Source organism: Streptomyces sp. enrichment culture, assembly GCF_964273145.1.
In the GTDB taxonomy this organism is placed as follows: Bacteria; Actinomycetota; Actinomycetes; order Streptomycetales; family Streptomycetaceae; genus Streptomyces.
The window spans coordinates 2,576,123-2,591,723 of record NZ_OZ186873.1; the positions used below are offsets into that span (position 1 = coordinate 2,576,123).

At 74.0% G+C, this 15,601-nt stretch carries 13 protein-coding genes and 1 tRNA gene; 10 read left to right on the top strand and 4 right to left on the bottom strand.

The window, feature by feature from the left end; all coding sequences use genetic code 11:
* Positions 1-472 precede the first annotated feature (472 nt).
* From ACSU6Z_RS11510 to ACSU6Z_RS11520, 3 genes are all read left to right on the top strand, one after another.
* Entirely contained in the window at positions 473-1,135 is a 663-nt protein-coding gene (locus tag ACSU6Z_RS11510) for a class I SAM-dependent methyltransferase (protein ID WP_437044930.1), read from the top strand.
* A 114-nt stretch (positions 1,136-1,249) separates the two neighbouring features.
* Positions 1,250-2,758 carry an MFS transporter gene (locus tag ACSU6Z_RS11515; RefSeq protein ID WP_437044932.1) on the top strand — a complete coding sequence of 503 codons (1,509 nt, stop codon included), beginning with the start codon at positions 1,250-1,252 and terminating at the stop codon, positions 2,756-2,758.
* Between the two features lie 20 nt (positions 2,759-2,778).
* Complete coding sequence (locus tag ACSU6Z_RS11520) at positions 2,779-3,327, top strand: GNAT family N-acetyltransferase (protein ID WP_437044934.1); 549 nt, start codon at positions 2,779-2,781, stop codon at positions 3,325-3,327.
* On the opposite strand, the gene ACSU6Z_RS11525 is transcribed toward ACSU6Z_RS11520, so the two are convergent.
* The 3 genes from ACSU6Z_RS11525 to ACSU6Z_RS11535 form a co-directional block, all read right to left on the bottom strand.
* Positions 3,296-4,180, bottom strand: coding sequence for a cellulose-binding protein (locus ACSU6Z_RS11525; RefSeq protein ID WP_437044936.1), 885 nt, complete (start codon positions 4,178-4,180; stop codon positions 3,296-3,298). The genes ACSU6Z_RS11520 and ACSU6Z_RS11525 overlap by 32 nt on opposite strands.
* Before the next feature lie 192 nt (positions 4,181-4,372).
* Positions 4,373-7,042: an SUKH-4 family immunity protein gene (locus ACSU6Z_RS11530; protein WP_437044938.1), complete on the bottom strand. Its 2,670-nt coding sequence runs from the start codon at positions 7,040-7,042 to the stop codon at positions 4,373-4,375.
* An 8-nt stretch (positions 7,043-7,050) separates the two neighbouring features.
* Complete coding sequence (locus tag ACSU6Z_RS11535) at positions 7,051-8,106, bottom strand: SMI1/KNR4 family protein (protein ID WP_437044940.1); 1,056 nt, start codon at positions 8,104-8,106, stop codon at positions 7,051-7,053.
* A gap of 374 nt (positions 8,107-8,480) precedes the next feature.
* Between ACSU6Z_RS11535 and ACSU6Z_RS11540 the strand changes: the two genes are divergently transcribed.
* A complete protein-coding gene (locus tag ACSU6Z_RS11540) occupies positions 8,481-9,017 on the top strand; it encodes a YwqJ-related putative deaminase (protein WP_437044942.1) in 537 nt (178 codons plus the stop codon).
* Positions 9,018-9,081: 64 nt separating this feature from the next.
* Positions 9,082-9,576, top strand: a complete 495-nt coding sequence (locus tag ACSU6Z_RS11545) for an SUKH-3 domain-containing protein (RefSeq protein ID WP_437044944.1) — start codon at positions 9,082-9,084, stop codon at positions 9,574-9,576.
* Between the two features lie 24 nt (positions 9,577-9,600).
* Here ACSU6Z_RS11545 and ACSU6Z_RS11550 read toward each other — a convergent pair whose 3' ends face one another.
* Positions 9,601-10,911, bottom strand: coding sequence for a sensor histidine kinase (locus ACSU6Z_RS11550; RefSeq protein ID WP_437044946.1), 1,311 nt, complete (start codon positions 10,909-10,911; stop codon positions 9,601-9,603).
* Positions 10,912-11,076: 165 nt separating this feature from the next.
* Here ACSU6Z_RS11550 and ACSU6Z_RS11555 point away from each other — a divergent pair, with 165 nt between their 5' ends.
* The 5 genes from ACSU6Z_RS11555 (at position 11,077) to ACSU6Z_RS11575 (ending at position 15,543) form a co-directional block, all read left to right on the top strand.
* The gene (locus ACSU6Z_RS11555) at positions 11,077-11,937 is read left to right on the top strand and encodes a hypothetical protein (protein ID WP_437044948.1); all 861 of its coding nucleotides are present in this window, start codon (positions 11,077-11,079) and stop codon (positions 11,935-11,937) included.
* A gap of 14 nt (positions 11,938-11,951) precedes the next feature.
* Positions 11,952-12,027: transfer RNA gene (locus tag ACSU6Z_RS11560), tRNA-Gln, on the top strand.
* Between the two features lie 132 nt (positions 12,028-12,159).
* Positions 12,160-13,608, top strand: a complete 1,449-nt coding sequence (glmU, locus tag ACSU6Z_RS11565) for a bifunctional UDP-N-acetylglucosamine diphosphorylase/glucosamine-1-phosphate N-acetyltransferase GlmU (RefSeq protein WP_437044950.1) — start codon at positions 12,160-12,162, stop codon at positions 13,606-13,608.
* Between the two features lie 144 nt (positions 13,609-13,752).
* Positions 13,753-14,727, top strand: a complete 975-nt coding sequence (locus ACSU6Z_RS11570) for a ribose-phosphate diphosphokinase (RefSeq protein ID WP_437044952.1) — start codon at positions 13,753-13,755, stop codon at positions 14,725-14,727.
* Positions 14,728-14,955: 228 nt separating this feature from the next.
* Positions 14,956-15,543 (top strand): 50S ribosomal protein L25/general stress protein Ctc, encoded by a 588-nt coding sequence (locus tag ACSU6Z_RS11575; RefSeq protein ID WP_437018879.1) that lies wholly within the window; start codon positions 14,956-14,958, stop codon positions 15,541-15,543.
* The last annotated feature ends 58 nt before the right edge of the window (positions 15,544-15,601 follow it).

Here is a 15,601-nt window from a genome sequence, read left to right on the forward strand (position 1 = left end):
GTCGGTCATCGGGTGGGCCGCCGGTACCGGCGGCGGCCGGGTCGGAGGTGGTTCGGGGACAAAGCGGCGGATGCCGTCGCACCCATCGCGCCGGCCGTGCCGATCGTGCTGGTGGTGCTGCCGTACCGGTCCGCCGCCGTACTGCCCGCGCCCATGAGTCTGGTCGGTCCGGACGCCGGGCGCGCTGGTGCCCGGCGCACTCTTCCGCTGGGGAAAACCCCACCCCCGCGGGTCCGGTGCGCCGCCCCCCAGCGGCGTGAAGCCAGGTTAAGGACGGCACCGCTCCCGTCTCGTCCTCCGACGGTACGAACCCTCCCCGAGCCGTAGTGCGGAGGTACCCCTAGGGGCGGTCCTCCCGCCGGTGGGGCGCGGTACCGCCCGCCACCATCCATCGGAGGACGAGCCGGAGGACGGGAAGGACCGGTACGGACGGGGGAACGGCCGTGAACGGCCGGGGTGTTAGCTTCTTCCCGTGGGGGAGCACCAGGACGAGACCAGGGCGGCCTACGACGGGGTCGTCGAGCTGTACGCGTCGATGTTCGCCGGCCGCCTGGAGACGCAGCCGTTCGCGCGGAACATGATCGGCACCTTCGCCGAACTGGTGCGCGAAACGGGGAACCCGCGGGTGGCCGACGTCGGGTGCGGACCGGGGCACCTGACGGCCATGCTCCACGACCTGGGGCTGGACGCGTTCGGGCTCGACCTCTCCCCGCGCATGGTCGACCACGCCCGGCGGGCCCACCCGGAACTGCGGTTCGCCCAGGCGCGGATGGAGGCCCTGCCGGTCGGGGACGGCGCGCTCGGCGGTGTGCTGGCCCACTACTCGATGATCCACACCCCGCCCGGGGAACTGCCCGCGCTCCTCGCCGAGCAGGTGCGCGTCCTGGCGCCGGGGGGCCTGCTCCTGGTCTCGTTCTTCGCGACCGACGGACCGGAACCGGTCCGCTTCGACCACAAGGTGACGCCCGCCTACAGCTGGCCGGCGGACCGGTTCGCCGAGTCGCTGGCCGGGGCCGGGCTCGTCACGTTCGCCCGGCTGCTCCACGACCCGGCCTCCGAGCGGGGCTTCCTCGACGCCCACCTGCTGGCCCGCCGCCCCTCGCGGACGGAGCGGAATCCGGCGAAGCACCCCTAGCCGGCGCCCCTCTCCGGGCGCATCCGGCGTCCGCCCTCCCCCGCGCCGGACCCGAGTGGGAAGCTGCTCCCGGCAGATGGATGCAAAGGGAAACGAGGCGGGGAGGGACCCGGGGTGGGCAGCACCAGACCGGCGGCACGCGACAGCGAACGGCGCACCGTCCCACACCGGCGCGGCGCGGTGGCCGCCGCCCTGATGCTGACGATGGCGCTGGCGGCCCTGGACTCCACCGTCGTCTCCACCGCCGTGCCCCAGATCGTCGGCGACCTCGGCGGGTTCTCCGTCTTCTCCTGGCTGTTCTCCGGCTACCTGCTGGCCGTCACCGTCACCCTGCCCGTCTACGGCAAGCTCTCCGACACCTTCGGCCGCAAACCGGTCCTGGTCGCGGGCGCCGCGCTCTTCCTCCTCGGCTCCCTGCTGTGCGCGCTGGCCTGGAACATGGCCGCCCTCATCGCCTTCCGCGTGGTCCAGGGCCTGGGCGGCGGCGCCCTGCAGGGCACGGTGCAGACCCTCGCCGCCGACCTCTACCCGCTGGAGGAACGCCCGCGGATCCAGGCCCGGCTGTCCACGGTGTGGGCGGTGTCCGCGGTGGCGGGCCCCGGACTGGGCGGCGTCCTCGCCGCGTACGCCGACTGGCGGTGGATCTTCCTGGTCAACCTGCCCGTCGGGGCCGTCGCGCTGTGGCTGATCGTCCGCCACCTCCACGAGCCGCAGCGGGAGACGCCCCCGGAGGCGCCCGGTGCCCGCCCCCGCGTCGACTGGGCGGGCGCGCTGGCGGTGTTCGCCTGCGGCGGCGTCCTGCTCACCGCGCTGGTGCAGGGCGGGGTGGCCTGGCCGTGGCTGTCGCCGCCCTCCCTCGCCCTCTTCGGCACCGGCCTGGTCCTGCTCGCCGCCGTGGTGGTGATCGAACGCCGGGCGGCGGAGCCGATCATCCCCGGCTGGGTGTGGCGGCGGCGCACGATCGCCGCGGTCAACCTCGCGCTCGGCGCGCTGGGGCTGCTGATGGTGGCGCCGACGGTGTTCCTGCCCACGTACGCCCAGTCCGTGCTGGGCCTGGCCCCCGTCGCCGCCGGTTTCGTCCTGTCCGTCTGGACGCTGAGCTGGCCGGTGACGGCGGCGCTGAGCCAGCACGTCTACCGCAGGATCGGCTTCCGCAACACCGCGATGCTCGGCATCGGCGCGGCCGCCCTGATCCTGGCCGCCTTCCCCCTCCTGCCCTACCCCGGCCGAGCCTGGCAGCCGACCCTGCTGATGCTGGTGCTCGGCGCCGCGCTCGGCCTGTTCCAGCTGCCGCTCATCGTCGGCGTGCAGTCGACGGTGGGGTGGTCGGAGCGGGGTACGGCGACCGCGTCCGTCCTGTTCTGCCGGCAGACCGGGCAGACCGTCGGCGCGGCCGTCTTCGGGGCGATCGCCAACGGCGTGCTGGCCGCCCGGCTCGGCGGCTCCGGCGACCTCGACTCGGTCACCCGCGCCCTCGACGCGGGCACCGCCCCCGAGGCGACCCGCCGCGCCATCGCCGACGCCGTCCACGCCGTCTACCTGGGGGCGGCGGGCGCGGCGGCGCTGGCGTTCGTCGTCCTGCTCCTGCTGGCACCGCGGAAATTCCCGGTCCTCAAGGACTGACCCGCGCCTATGCTCGCGCCATGGTGACTCCGGAACGGCTGCGCGCCGGCCACGCGGACGCGCTGTGGGCCTTCGAGCGGGACAACCGCGCCTACTTCGCCCGCTCCGTGCCCGACCGCGGGGACGCCTACTTCACCGCGGCCGGGTTCGCCGCACGCCACCGCGCCCTCCTGGCGGAGCAGCACGCGGGCGACTGCCACTTCCACGTCGTCCTGGACGGCGACGGCCGCCTGGTGGGCCGCGTGAACCTGGTCGACGTGGCGGACGGCTCCGCCGAACTCGGCTACCGCGTCGGCGAACGCGCCGCGGGCCGGGGCGTGGCGACGGCGGCCGTCGCCGAGGTCTGCCGGCTGGCCGCCGGCTACGGGCTCGCCTCCCTCACCGCGGTCACCACCCTCGACAACCCCGCCTCCCTGGCCGTCCTGGCCCGCAACGGTTTCACGCGCGTGGCGGACCTCCGGGTCGACGGCCGCCCCGGCGTCCGCTGTGTGCGCGGGGTCCCCGGTCCGCCGCCGGGCGAGGGGGCGGGCGGCGGCGCTACTCCCCCGCCCGCGCCGACAACGCGCTGAGCCGGCTGCGTGCCCGGTCCACCTGGGCCCGGACGACGTCCCAGCGTTCGCCGTGCTCACGCAGGACCCGTTCCGTCTCCCGCGTGATCCGTTCCTCGCGCACCCGCGCCTCGGCGAGCACCTCCGCCGCCCGGACCCGTGCTTCCTCCTGCCGGCGCCGAGCCGCCTCCCGGGCCCCGGCCAGCTCCCGTTCCGCCTCCACCAGCGCGTCCTCGGCCCGTGCCAACAGCTCCGCGTGGTGAGCCTCCAGCGCCGCCGCCCGCTCCGCCTCGGCCCGCTCCTCGCGCGCCCACCGCTCGGCGTCCACCCGGGACCGGACGGCGAGCGCGCCCTCCGCGCGCCGCCGCGCCTCCCGCAGGACGGCCAGCACCTCGCGGCGGCCCGCCTTCACCGCGCGCCGGGACGCGATCCGGATCTCGTCGGCCTCCGCGCGCGCCGCGAGCAGCCGCTGCCGGGCGCGTTCGTCGGCCTCGGCGCGCACGGCATCGGCGTACGCCTGCGCGGCCTCGCGTACGCCTGTCGCGTACGCCCGAGCTTCCTCCCTCACGTCCTCCGCCGCGCGCCGTGCGCCCTCCGAAACCGCGGCGGCCTCCTCCTGCGCGAGCCGGAGCACGCCCTGCGCACGCGCCCCGAGGGTCTCGTAGGTCTGCGGCGCGAGCCGCGACACCGCCTCCCGCAGCCGGGCCGCCTCCTCCTCCATCTCCCGGGCGAGCACGGTCAGCCGGGCCGCCCTCTCCCAGGCGGCGTCCCGCTCCGCGAAGAGAGCGTCGGCGCAGGCGTCGACGTGGTCGGGGCGGTAGCCGCGCCCCCGTACGGCCACGAAGCCGTGGGGCGATCCGGATGCGCTGCTCATGCGCACATACTGAAGTACCGGATGTAAGTGCCATAAACCGACACTCCGCACATCGTCCGAACACGACCGGGCCGGGGCCCGGGGCCCGAAACGCCCGGGGCCGGGGCCGGTCGGCGTCACGCACGACCGGCCCCGGCCCCGATGCCCACCGGCATCCGCCGGTTGCCGCCGGTTGCCGTCAGTGCCCGCGGATCACAGCAGCCCGTCCCACATCTGCTCCAGCAGCACCGACCACCAGCTCTCGGGCGAGCCGAGCGCCGCCGGGTCCAGGGCGGCCAGCTGGGCCTGGAAGTCGACGGTCCAGCGGCCCGCCTGCTCCTGGTTCAGCCCGAACCTCAGCCGCCACATCCGGCCCAGCAGCGCCAGGCAGCGGGCGAACTCCGGCAGCCCGGTGTTCACGAACTGCGGCGGCACCGGCGCACCGCCCGGCCCCGCCTCCACCGGCACCGCGACGATGTTCGCCGTGCCGTACTGCACACAGATCGCCTTGCCGAAGTCGCTGCCCACGACCAGGTACGAGCCCGCGTCCGGCGCCGGCTGCACACCCCGCTCGACCGCCAGCTCCGCCAGCGTCGGCACCGGACGGCCCGGCTGGGCCTGCGCCCAGAAGAACGGGCCCATGTCCACCGGCAGACCCGCCACCACCAGCGTGTGCGCCACGACCGGCGGCACCCCCTGCCGGGACACGGCCTGCTGCTCGAACCGGAAGATCCCCGGCCCGAACGCCCCCGCCAGCTCCTGCGCGACCGCCTCCGGCGGCACCGGCGGCAGCGCCTGCACCGGCGGCAACGGCGCCCGCACCGGAGCCGGACGCGCCGGGCCGTCGGCGACCTGGTGCAGCTCGCCCTGGTGCGCCAGCAGTTGCCGCATGCCCTGCTGCCGGCTCGCGTGATCCGTGCCGTACGGGGCGATCGACGTGATCCGCGCCTGCGGCCACTGCTCCCGGATCATCCGCGCGCAGTACGCCCCCGGCAGCTCGCACGACTCCAGCTCCGTGTGCAGCTCCAGCACCTGGTCCGGCGGCACGTTCATGGCGCGCAGCTCGTGGAAGATCTGCCACTCCGGGTGCGGCACGCCCGGCGCCGAACGCCGGATCAGCTGCTGCTCGGACCCGTCCTGCGCCCGGTAGCGCAGCACGGCCTGGTAGCCGGGACCGACGGTCGGCTGCCCGGCGGGCGGCTGCGGATAGCCGTACGCCGGCGGCCGACCGGGCACGGGCCCGCCGGGCGGGGGCACCGCACCGGGCTGGGGCTCACCGGGCGGAGGCACCGCACCCGGCGGAGGCATCGCACCAGGCTGAGGCTGACCGGGCGGAGGCATCGCACCAGGCGGAGACACCGCACCAGGCTGAGGCATCGCACCCGGTTGAGGCTGACCGGGCGGAGGCACCGCACCAGGCGGAGGCATCGCACCCGGTTGAGGCTGACCGGGCGGAGGCACCGCACCAGGCTGAGGCTGACCGGGCGGGGGCACCACACCGGGCGGAGGCATCGCACCAGGCGGAGACACCGCACCCGGCGGAGGCACCGCACCCGGTTGAGGCTGACCGGGCGGAGGCACCGCACCAGGCGGCATGGGCGGAGGCGCACCATGTCCGGCGGGAGCGCCGGGAACCGGCGGCGGCGTACCGGGAACCGGTGGTGGGGGCGTGCCCGGTCCGCCCACCGCAGGCGCGGCCGGCACGGTGTCCGCGTGGTGCGCGGCGCCCCGACCGCCCGGGACGCCGGGCACGCCGGGCGGTCCCGGGGGCTGCGGGGGCTGCGGGGGCTGCGGAGCACCGGGAACCCCGGGGGGCCCCGGAACGCCGGGGGGCACGGGGGGCACGGGGGGCCCGGACGGCTGCGGAGCACCCGGAGTACCAGGCACACCCGAAGCGCCGGGAGGGCCGGAAGGCTGCGGGGCGCCACCCGCCCGGCCGGGGTCGGCCGGCACCGCGGCGGCGTTGCGGCCCCCGCCCGGAGGCGTACCGCCGGGCGCACCGGGCCCGTTCGGGGCACCCGGGGGCGGTGGCGGTCCCGCCGCACCCGGACCGCTCCGGGCACCCGGAGCGCCCGGGGCGCCGGCACCCTGCGGAACTCCCGCCCCGCCGTGTCCCTGCGGCCCGTCGGGACCGGTCGCCGAAACCATCTGCGTCGGTACGCAACCACCCGCCGGAGCACCCGGAGCACCCGGCGGCGGCCCGGGCGTGCCCTGCGGCGGCACGGCCGGCGCCGCGGGCCCGGCCGGCGGTTCGTCGCCGGCACCGCCCGACGGCGGCGCGGACACGGTCTCGGGCAGCGGAACGGAACGGTCGTCCTCGGCGTACGCGCTGGTGTCCGTACCCGTCCAGGGCGTCGCCCCCGGCGGCGCGGCCGGCACACCCGGCGGCGCGGCCAGCGCACCCGGCGCGGACGTCGCCGACGTACCCGCACCGTCACCACCGCCGGCGCCACCCGCGCCAAAGCCCCCGGGACCGCCCTCCCGCGCACCGCCCCCCCGGCGGTCCGGGCCCCCCATCCGGTCCGCCGCCTCCTGCAACCACTCCGGCGGCGTCAGCAGGAACGACGTCTGGTTCAGGTCCACGCGCGCCGCCGGCGCCGGCGCCGGCTCCTCCCCCGTGTCCGGACGGCCGTACTCCTCCTCGTACCGGCGGATCACCTCACCCACCGGCAGCGCCGGCCACAGCGTCGCCTCGCCGCTGTCCCGCGCGATGACCAGCCGCTGCGCGCCCCCGTCCGAACGCGGCCCGTCCGCCCGGTCCTCCGGCCACACCACGAACCCGAGCTCGAACTCCCGCACCCGCACCTCACGGTGCAGGTACGGCGGCACGTCACCGTTGATCCACTCCTCGGCGCGCTCCTGCGCCTGCGCGAACGTCACCATCGCCCAGCTCACTCCCCGACCGGGGCCGCGGAAACCGCGGAAGCCCCGAAGGACCCGTCGGACACCGGCACCACGCGCGCGAAGCCACCGTCCACCATCAGATTCGCCACCGTCTCCAGTTCCGGAGGGGAACCCGCCAGCCGCGACAGGAAGGCGTCGAAGTCCTCCCCGCACGGCAGCAGCAGCCGCTCCATCCGCTCCGCCGGCGTCCACGACGGATCCACGTCCCGCGCGTCGTCGTACGCGCAGAACCACACCGACCCGGCCCGGTCGCCCCTCACCTTCACGGCCAGCAGCCCGCCCTGGACGAAGGCGACTCCCAGGTAGTCCTTCGTCAGGTGGTCCCGCAGGCACTTGTTGACGTACACCAGGTCGTTGACGGCCGCCTCGTCCCGCACCGTGAAGAACGGCTGGTCCACCAGCAGCCCCAGCTCCGCGTCCAGCGCCGTCCCCACCGGCGCGCACCCGCCCGCCGCCTTCAGGAACGACCGGTACGCGCCCGGCAGCCGGTACCCGAGGTCCTCCTCGACCCCCTGCACCTGCTGCTCCGTCACCGCCACACCCGACTTCGGCAGCCCGAAGTGCGCCGGGCGCGTCTCCTGCAGCGGACGCGTCCCCCGCTTGTCCTGGTCGACGTCGGCGGTCGCGATCCCCCCGTGGTGCCGCAGCAGCGCCTTCACCTCGACCGGAACCAGCTCCAGCCGCCGCGTGCCCGCCACGTGGTGCCACGTCCAGCCGTGCGGCGTCGCCACCGCCGGCACCGTGTCCCACAGCGCGTGCCCGCTCGCCGACAGCGCCGCGTTCGCCGTCACGTAGTCCGTCAGCCGCAACTCGTCGACGCCGAAGCCCTCCGGCGGGTCCGCGATCTCCACCGCCGCCCGCGCGTACGGCGAGAAGTCGGGATGACCGCGCTCGTCCACCCGCACCCCCCGCGGATGGCGGGCCGCCCTGACCGGGTCCGGGAAATGCACGACCTGCCCGGCGTAGGCCGCGTTCGGCGGCACGGCTCGTCCACCGGCCTGGGAGCCGGGGGGTGCCCCCGGCCCGAGCCGACCTGTCGTCATGGCGGTTGCCCCCTGCGGCATTCAGTACGGCCCGTGGGGCCACCTCCGGCGCACCACGGCCCGTATCGACTGTCACGTCTAGCGGTTGCTGACTGGAAGGCGGTCCGCCCCACTCGGCGTCCCGCCACCCCCGGACCCCGCGCATCACCGCACGGCCCGCGGTGCGGACAGCCTATGCGGTGCGCCGGCACCGGTCACCGGCACGGCCACCGGCCCCGCCACCGCGACCCGGCGCCCACCGCCGTGACCAACCGTCACCCGACCGTGACGGCCCGCTCGAACACCAGCGCATCACCCCGCCCCAGCTTCCGCACCGGCCGCGCCATTTGGCACCCTGTGACCTCCGGGGGGATGCTCAGGAGGGGAAGACGATCATGAGCGTGACGCACACGAGACCACACACGGGACCGCACCGGGAACCGCGCACGGGCCGCACCGGCGACCCCCGCGTCGGCTGGAGCGCCGCCGACGCCCCGCACGCCCCCACCCTCCGCCACCGCCGCGACGGCATACTCCCCACCATCGCCGCGGCCCTCTCCGTGCGCGGCACCACCCTCACCGGCACCGCCGCCCGCGGCGACACACCCCCCACCCTCCACCCCCTCGTCCAGGACTTCCTCGACACCCTCACCAGCGGCCAGCGCGACCGCTTCACCGGCCGCTGCGCCGAGACCATCCTCATCTCCCGGCACATCACCGCCGCCGACGCCGCCCGCAGCAAACGCGCCAGCCGCAGGCCCATGACCAATGGCGAAGCCCGCAAAGCCCTCAAGCACGCCAAACTCACCGCCCGCCGCATCCGCGAGGACGGCGACCCCCTGCACGGCACCTTCGCCGCCCCCTGCCGCGCCTGCACCGCCCTCAGCGCCCACTTCGGCGTCCGCATCGTCGACCCCGCGGCCGGCGGCTGACCACCGCGCCCCGCACCCCGCACCCCGGAACCACCCGCACCACCGCACGACGAACGAAGGGCAGATGCACACCGACCGCGCCTCGACCACGCGCTTCCCCGTCCCCGTCGACGCCGCCCTGCGCGCCGCCGGCTGGCACCCCGGGCGCTGGGACATCAAACAGGCCGAGATCTGGGCCGACACCCTGCGCGACCACACCTCGCCCGCCGGGCACCGCCACACCGTCTTCCCCGCCGCCGTGGAGGCCTGGGCCGAATTCGGCGGCCTCACCCTCACCCCCACCGGCCCCGGCCGCCAGGTCGCCCCCGCGACCTTCCACCTCGACCCCCTGCACGGCCTCCACCTCGCCCGCACCCTCGGCGACCTCGGCCGCGCCCTCGGCACCCAGGTCAGCCCCCTCGGCGTCGAGACCGACACCAAGGCCCTGCTCGCCATCGACGCCGAAGGCCGCGTCTACGCCCTCGACCACACCGGCGACTGGTACCTCGGCCCCGACCTCGACCAGGCCCTGGCCACCCTCGTCACCGGCATCCAGCCCGTACGCCTCACCGCGGGCTGACCCCCGCCAGGCCCCACGGCGGCCCTACGGCTCCGGAATCACCGCCGACACCCGGAAACCCCCCGCCTCCGTCGGCCCCGACACGAACACCCCGCCCAGCGCGACGACCCGCTCCCTCATCCCCACCAGGCCGTTGCCACCCGACGGCAACCGCGCCGACGACGCCGACGAACCCTCCGGCGGCGGCTCGTTCTCCACCTGCATCGCGATCTCCGACTCCCGGTACGCCAGCCGCACCTTCGTCTTCGCCCCCGCCGCGTGCTTGTGGACGTTCGTCAGCGCCTCCTGCACCACCCGGAACGCCGTCTGCTCCACCTCCGCCGCACACGACCGCGCCTCGCCCTCCACGGACAGCTCCACGGCCATCCCCGCCGCCGCCGACTGCCCCACCAGCTCCTCCAGCTCGGCCAGACACGGACCGCCCTCCTCCACGGCCGCCCGCGACGCCGCCGCGGCGGCCGCCACCCCCACCGCCGCCAGCGGCGGCGCCGACACCGCCCGCTCCCGGCGCTCCGCCCCGCCGCTGCGCAACACCCCGAGCATCTCCCGCAACTCGGTCAGCGCCTGCCGCCCCATGTCCCCCACCAGCGCGGCGTTCCTCACCGCCTTCTCCGGGTCCTTGCGCGCCACCGCCTGCAACGCCGCCGCGTGCACCACCATCAGACTCACCCGGTGCGCGACCACGTCGTGCATCTCCCGCGCGATCCGCGTCCGCTCCTCGTTCCTGGCCCACTCGGCCCGCTCCTCGGCCCGCTCCGCCAGCAGCTGGAGTTCCCGCTCCAGACTGTCCGCCCGCTCCCGCAGGCTCTCCATCAACCGCCGCCGCGCCCCCACGTACAACCCCAGCAGCACCGGAGGCGCGGTCAGCCCCAGCGAGGCGGTGACCGACGCGAACGGCACGAACCAGTCCCCGAGGTCCAGCTCCCCCCGCGCCATGTCCTGCCGCGCCCGCACGAACATCACGATCAGCGTGCCCAGCAGCGACATCCCCGCCAGCGCGCCGATGATCCGGCGCGGCAGCTCGGAGGCCGCCAGCGTGTACAGGCCGATGATGCCCATCAGGAAACCCATCCGGGCCGGCGTGACCGCGATCGCCACCAGCACGACGGCGATCGGCCACCGCCGCCGCACCAGCAGCACCGAACCGGCCAGCAGCCCGAAGACCACCCCCGCCGCCACCGGGACCCCCGCCTCCCGGGCGAACGAGACCCCCTCCGCCGCGCACTCCAGCGCGGACACCCCGGCCAGCCCGGCATCGAGCGCGGCCCCCCGCCGCCTGGCCCACCACCACGGCCCTCCCCGGGCCGTCACATGGTCTTCCCCCGTCGTGGTCATGTCTCCAGCCTACGGGCGGGGGGTGCGGCTTTTCCGGCGAGTTTCCCCACCGGACCACCACGGTCCGCGACGTCTCCGCGGGCGGAACGAACCGGTTTCCCCCGAACTGCTGAACCGCACACCGTTCGACCCCGGACCCCGCCATTCCGCCCGGACGGTGGGCCCATGGCACACCCATCCGACAAGTACGCCGACTTCGAGGGCCTGCGGCAACGGGCGGTCGCCCTGCGCCGGGCGGGGCTCAGCCGACGCCAGATCCGCGACCGGCTCCACGTCGACAACAACGACATCCTCAACCGCCTCTTGGAGGGCGAGCCCCCTCCGGAGTGGACCAGACGCCCCAACGCCAAGGACGCCCTGCGGGAGAGGGCGCGGGAGCTGCGCCTCCAGGGCTGGACGTACGACCGGATCGAGGCGGAACTGGGCTGCTCCCGCAGCTCGGTCTCGCTGTGGGTGCGGGACCTGCCGAAGCCGCAGCCGCGCTACACGCCGGAGGAGCAGCGGGCGCTCATGCAGGCCGGCCTGGCACGTCTGCGCGGCGCACAGGACGAGGAACGCAAACGGATCAGGGAAGGTTCGGCCCGGGAGATCGGCGAGCTCACCGAGAGGGAGCTCTTCCTGACAGGGGTCGCGCTGTACTGGGCCGAGGGCACCAAGAGCAAGCCTTACGACCGACGCGAGCGCGTCGCCTTCGTCAACAGCGACCCCGGTGTGATCCAGGTGTACCTCGCCTGGCTCGACCTGCTCGGCGTGAGCCGTGACCGGCTCGGCTTCCGGGTGCTGATCCACGAGTCCGCGGATGTGGAGGGGGCCACCCGCTACTGGGCGGACCTCTCGGGCACGGACTGCTCCGCCTTCTCGAAGCCGACGCTCAAGAAGCACAACCCGAAAACCGTGCGCAAGAACACCGGTGATCGGTACCACGGCTGCCTGGTCATCACCGTGGCGAGGAGCGCCGAGTTGTACAACCGCATCGAGGGCTGGTGGAACGGCATCGTGACCCACGCCCGGACGCGTCTCCGGTAAGGTCTGAGGCGCTGTCCCCCGTGGTGTAACTGGCAGCACACTGGTTTTTGGTACCAGCAGGACAAGGTTCGAATCCTTGCGGGGGAGCCAACAGCGCACACGGCCTGCGTTCGGGTCCCGGCCGGCGGACACCGCCGACCGGGACCCGCACTCATACCCCCCACAAAACCCCCCGGTATCCTGCGGATGTCCAACCCCACCCCATAAGCCGAAGGGCATCCCGTGAGCGCCAACCGCCCGGCAGCCGTCGTCGTTCTCGCAGCGGGTGAGGGCACCCGTATGAAGTCGGCCACGCCGAAGGTCCTGCACGACATCTGTGGCCGTTCCCTGGTGGGCCACGTGCTCGCCGCCGCCGGCGAGCTGGAGCCGGAGAACCTGGTCGTGGTCGTGGGTCACGCCCGCGAGAAGGTCACCGCGCACCTCGCCGAGGTCGCCCCCGACGTCCGCACCGCCGTGCAGGCGCAGCAGAACGGCACCGGGCACGCCGTGCGGATGGCGCTGGAGGAGCTCGGCGGGTCGGTCGACGGGACCGTGGTCGTCGTCTGCGGTGACACCCCGCTGCTGACGGGCGGGACGCTGCGGTCGCTGGCCGCCACGCACTCCGCCGACGGCAACGCGGTGACCGTGCTGACGGCCGAGGTGCCGGACGCGACCGGTTACGGCCGGATCGTGCGGGACGAGGTCTCGGGCGCGGTGACGGCGATCGTGGAGCACAAGGACGCGTCGGAGGCGCAGCGGGCGATCCGGGAGATCAACTCGGGTGTGTTCGCGTTCGACGGGCGGCTGTTGGCCGAGGCGCTGGGGAAGGTCCGTACGGACAACAGCCAGGGCGAGGAGTACCTGACGGACGTCCTGGGGATCCTGCGGGAGGCCGGTCACCGGGTGGGTGCCTGTGTGGCGGGTGACCACCGGGAGATCGCGGGGATCAACAACCGGGTGCAGTTGGCGCAGGCGCGCCGGATCCTGAACGACCGGTTGCTGACCCGCGCGATGCTGTCCGGGGTCACGGTGGTGGACCCGGCGACCACGTGGGTCGACGTGACCGTCACCTTCGAGCAGGACGTGCTGGTCCATCCCGGTACGCAGTTGCACGGTGCCACGCATCTGGCGGCGGGCTGCGAGGTCGGGCCGAACTCGCGGTTGACGGACACGCGGGTGGGCGCCGGTGCGCGGGTGGACAACACGGTGGCGGTGGGGGCCGAGGTCGGCGCGGAGGCGACGGTGGGTCCGTACGCGTATCTGCGGCCGGGGACGCGGCTCGGGGTCAAGGGCAAGATCGGTACGTACGTCGAGACGAAGAACGCGACGATCGGTGAGGGCACGAAGGTGCCGCACCTGTCGTACGTCGGTGACGCGACGATCGGCGAGTACACGAACATCGGGGCGGCGAGCGTGTTCGTGAACTATGACGGGCAGGACAAACATCACACGACGGTCGGTTCCCACTGTCGTACGGGTTCGGACAACATGTTTGTGGCTCCTGTCACGATCGGGGACGGCGCGTACACCGCCGCCGGCTCGGTGATCACGAAGGACGTGCCGCCCGGTTCGCTGGCCGTGGCCCGCGGTCAGCAGCGGAATATCGAGGGTTGGGTGGCTCGCAAGCGTCCTGGGAGCGCGGCCGCGAAGGCGGCCGAGGCGGCGTCCCGGGAGCCGGGCGGCGAAGGCTGACCGGAAACCGGTGCGTCGATCTGGGCGTACCGTGATAAGTGCACGCCGCGTGCACAACCGCACCCCACCAGCTGAGACGGCCTCCCGCGTGCTGCGGGGACGGCTTGGCTCGATCCAGCTGCGACACCTCTGAGGAGAAAGTCTGTGACCGGGATCAAGACGACCGGCGAGAAGAAGATGATGTTCTTCTCCGGCCGCGCCCACCCCGAGCTTGCCGAGGAGGTCGCCCACGAGCTGGGTGTCGGGGTCGTCCCGACGAAGGCCTTCGACTTCGCCAACGGCGAGATCTACGTGCGGTATCAGGAGTCGGCCCGCGGTGCGGACTGCTTCCTGATCCAGAGCCACACGGCTCCGATCAACAAGTGGGTCATGGAGCAGTTGATCATGATCGACGCGTTGAAGCGCGCGTCGGCCCGCTCCATCACCGTCATCGTGCCGTTCTACGGTTACGCGCGGCAGGACAAGAAGCACCGGGGGCGTGAACCGATCTCGGCGCGTCTGATCGCGGACCTGATGAAGACGGCCGGCGCGGACCGCATCCTGGCCGTGGACCTGCACACGGACCAGATCCAGGGCTTCTTCGACGGTCCGGTGGACCACCTGTTCGCGCTGCCGCTGCTGGCGGACTACGTGGGCGCGAAGGTGGACCGGGAGAAGCTGACGGTGGTCTCCCCGGACGCGGGCCGGGTGCGGGTCGCGGACCGCTGGTGCGACCGGCTGGGCGCGCCGCTGGCGATCGTGCACAAGCGCCGCGACAAGGACGTGGCGAACCAGGTCACGGTGCACGAGGTCGTCGGTGATGTGAAGGGCCGGATCTGCGTGCTGGTCGACGACATGATCGACACCGGTGGCACGATCTGCGCCGCGGCGGACGCGCTGTTCGCGCACGGCGCGGAGGACGTCATCGTGACGGCGACGCACGGTGTGCTGTCGGGTCCGGCGGCGGACCGGCTGAAGAACTCCAAGGTGAGCGAGTTCGTGTTCACGAACACGCTGCCGACGCCGAACGAGCTGGAGCTGGACAAGATCACGGTGCTGTCGATCGCGCCGACGATCGCGCGCGCGGTGCGCGAGGTGTTCGAGGACGGCTCGGTGACGAGCCTGTTCGACGAGCAGTAAGGGTTCCTCCCGGGGGTTGCCGGGTTCTTCCCGTTGACCCCCGGGGCCCGGTAGATCGTTTTGGGTACGGCCTCCCTCTCCGAGTAGACTGCTGCAGTTGCTCGGCGAGGGAGGCCGTACCGCTTCGGAAGGGGCTCGTACGGCGGTCCGTAATCGACGCGCTCTTCGTAGCAGGCCGTTCGTGGCCGGGTGACCACGTCCGTTTCTGAATTTCTGCGAGGAGTGATCATGTCTGAGGTGAAGATCGCCGCCGAGACGCGCACCGAGTTCGGCAAGGGTGCCGCGCGTCGTATCCGCCGCGACAACAAGGTTCCGGGTGTGCTGTACGGGCACGGTTCGGACCCGCTGCACCTGACGTTCCCGGGCCACGAGCTGCTGCTGGCGCTGCGTACGCCGAACGTGCTGATCGCGCTGGACATCGACGGCAAGACGAACGAGCTGGCGATCCCGAAGGCCGTGCAGCGCGACCCGCTGAAGGGCTTCCTGGAGCACGTCGACCTGCAGCTGGTGCAGCGTGGCGAGACGGTGACGGTCGAGGTCCCGGTGAACACCGAGGGCGAGCTGGCCCCGGGCGGCAACCTGCTGGAGCACCTGCTGGACACCGTGACGGTCGAGGCCGAGGCCACGCACATCCCGGAGTCGGTGACCGTCTCCATCGAGGGTCTGACCGCCGGTGACACGGTCCAGGCCAAGGACATCAAGCTGCCGAACGGCACGAAGCTCGCGGTGGACGGCGAGACCGCCGTTCTCCAGGTCGTGACCGGTCAGGTCGAGGCCCCGGCCGAGGGCGAGGGCGAAGAGGCCGCCGAGGCCTGAGCCGCCGCTCGCTGAGGGCCGTCGAGGCTCGCGGGCATCGTTTTGTTCGGCCGCTGCC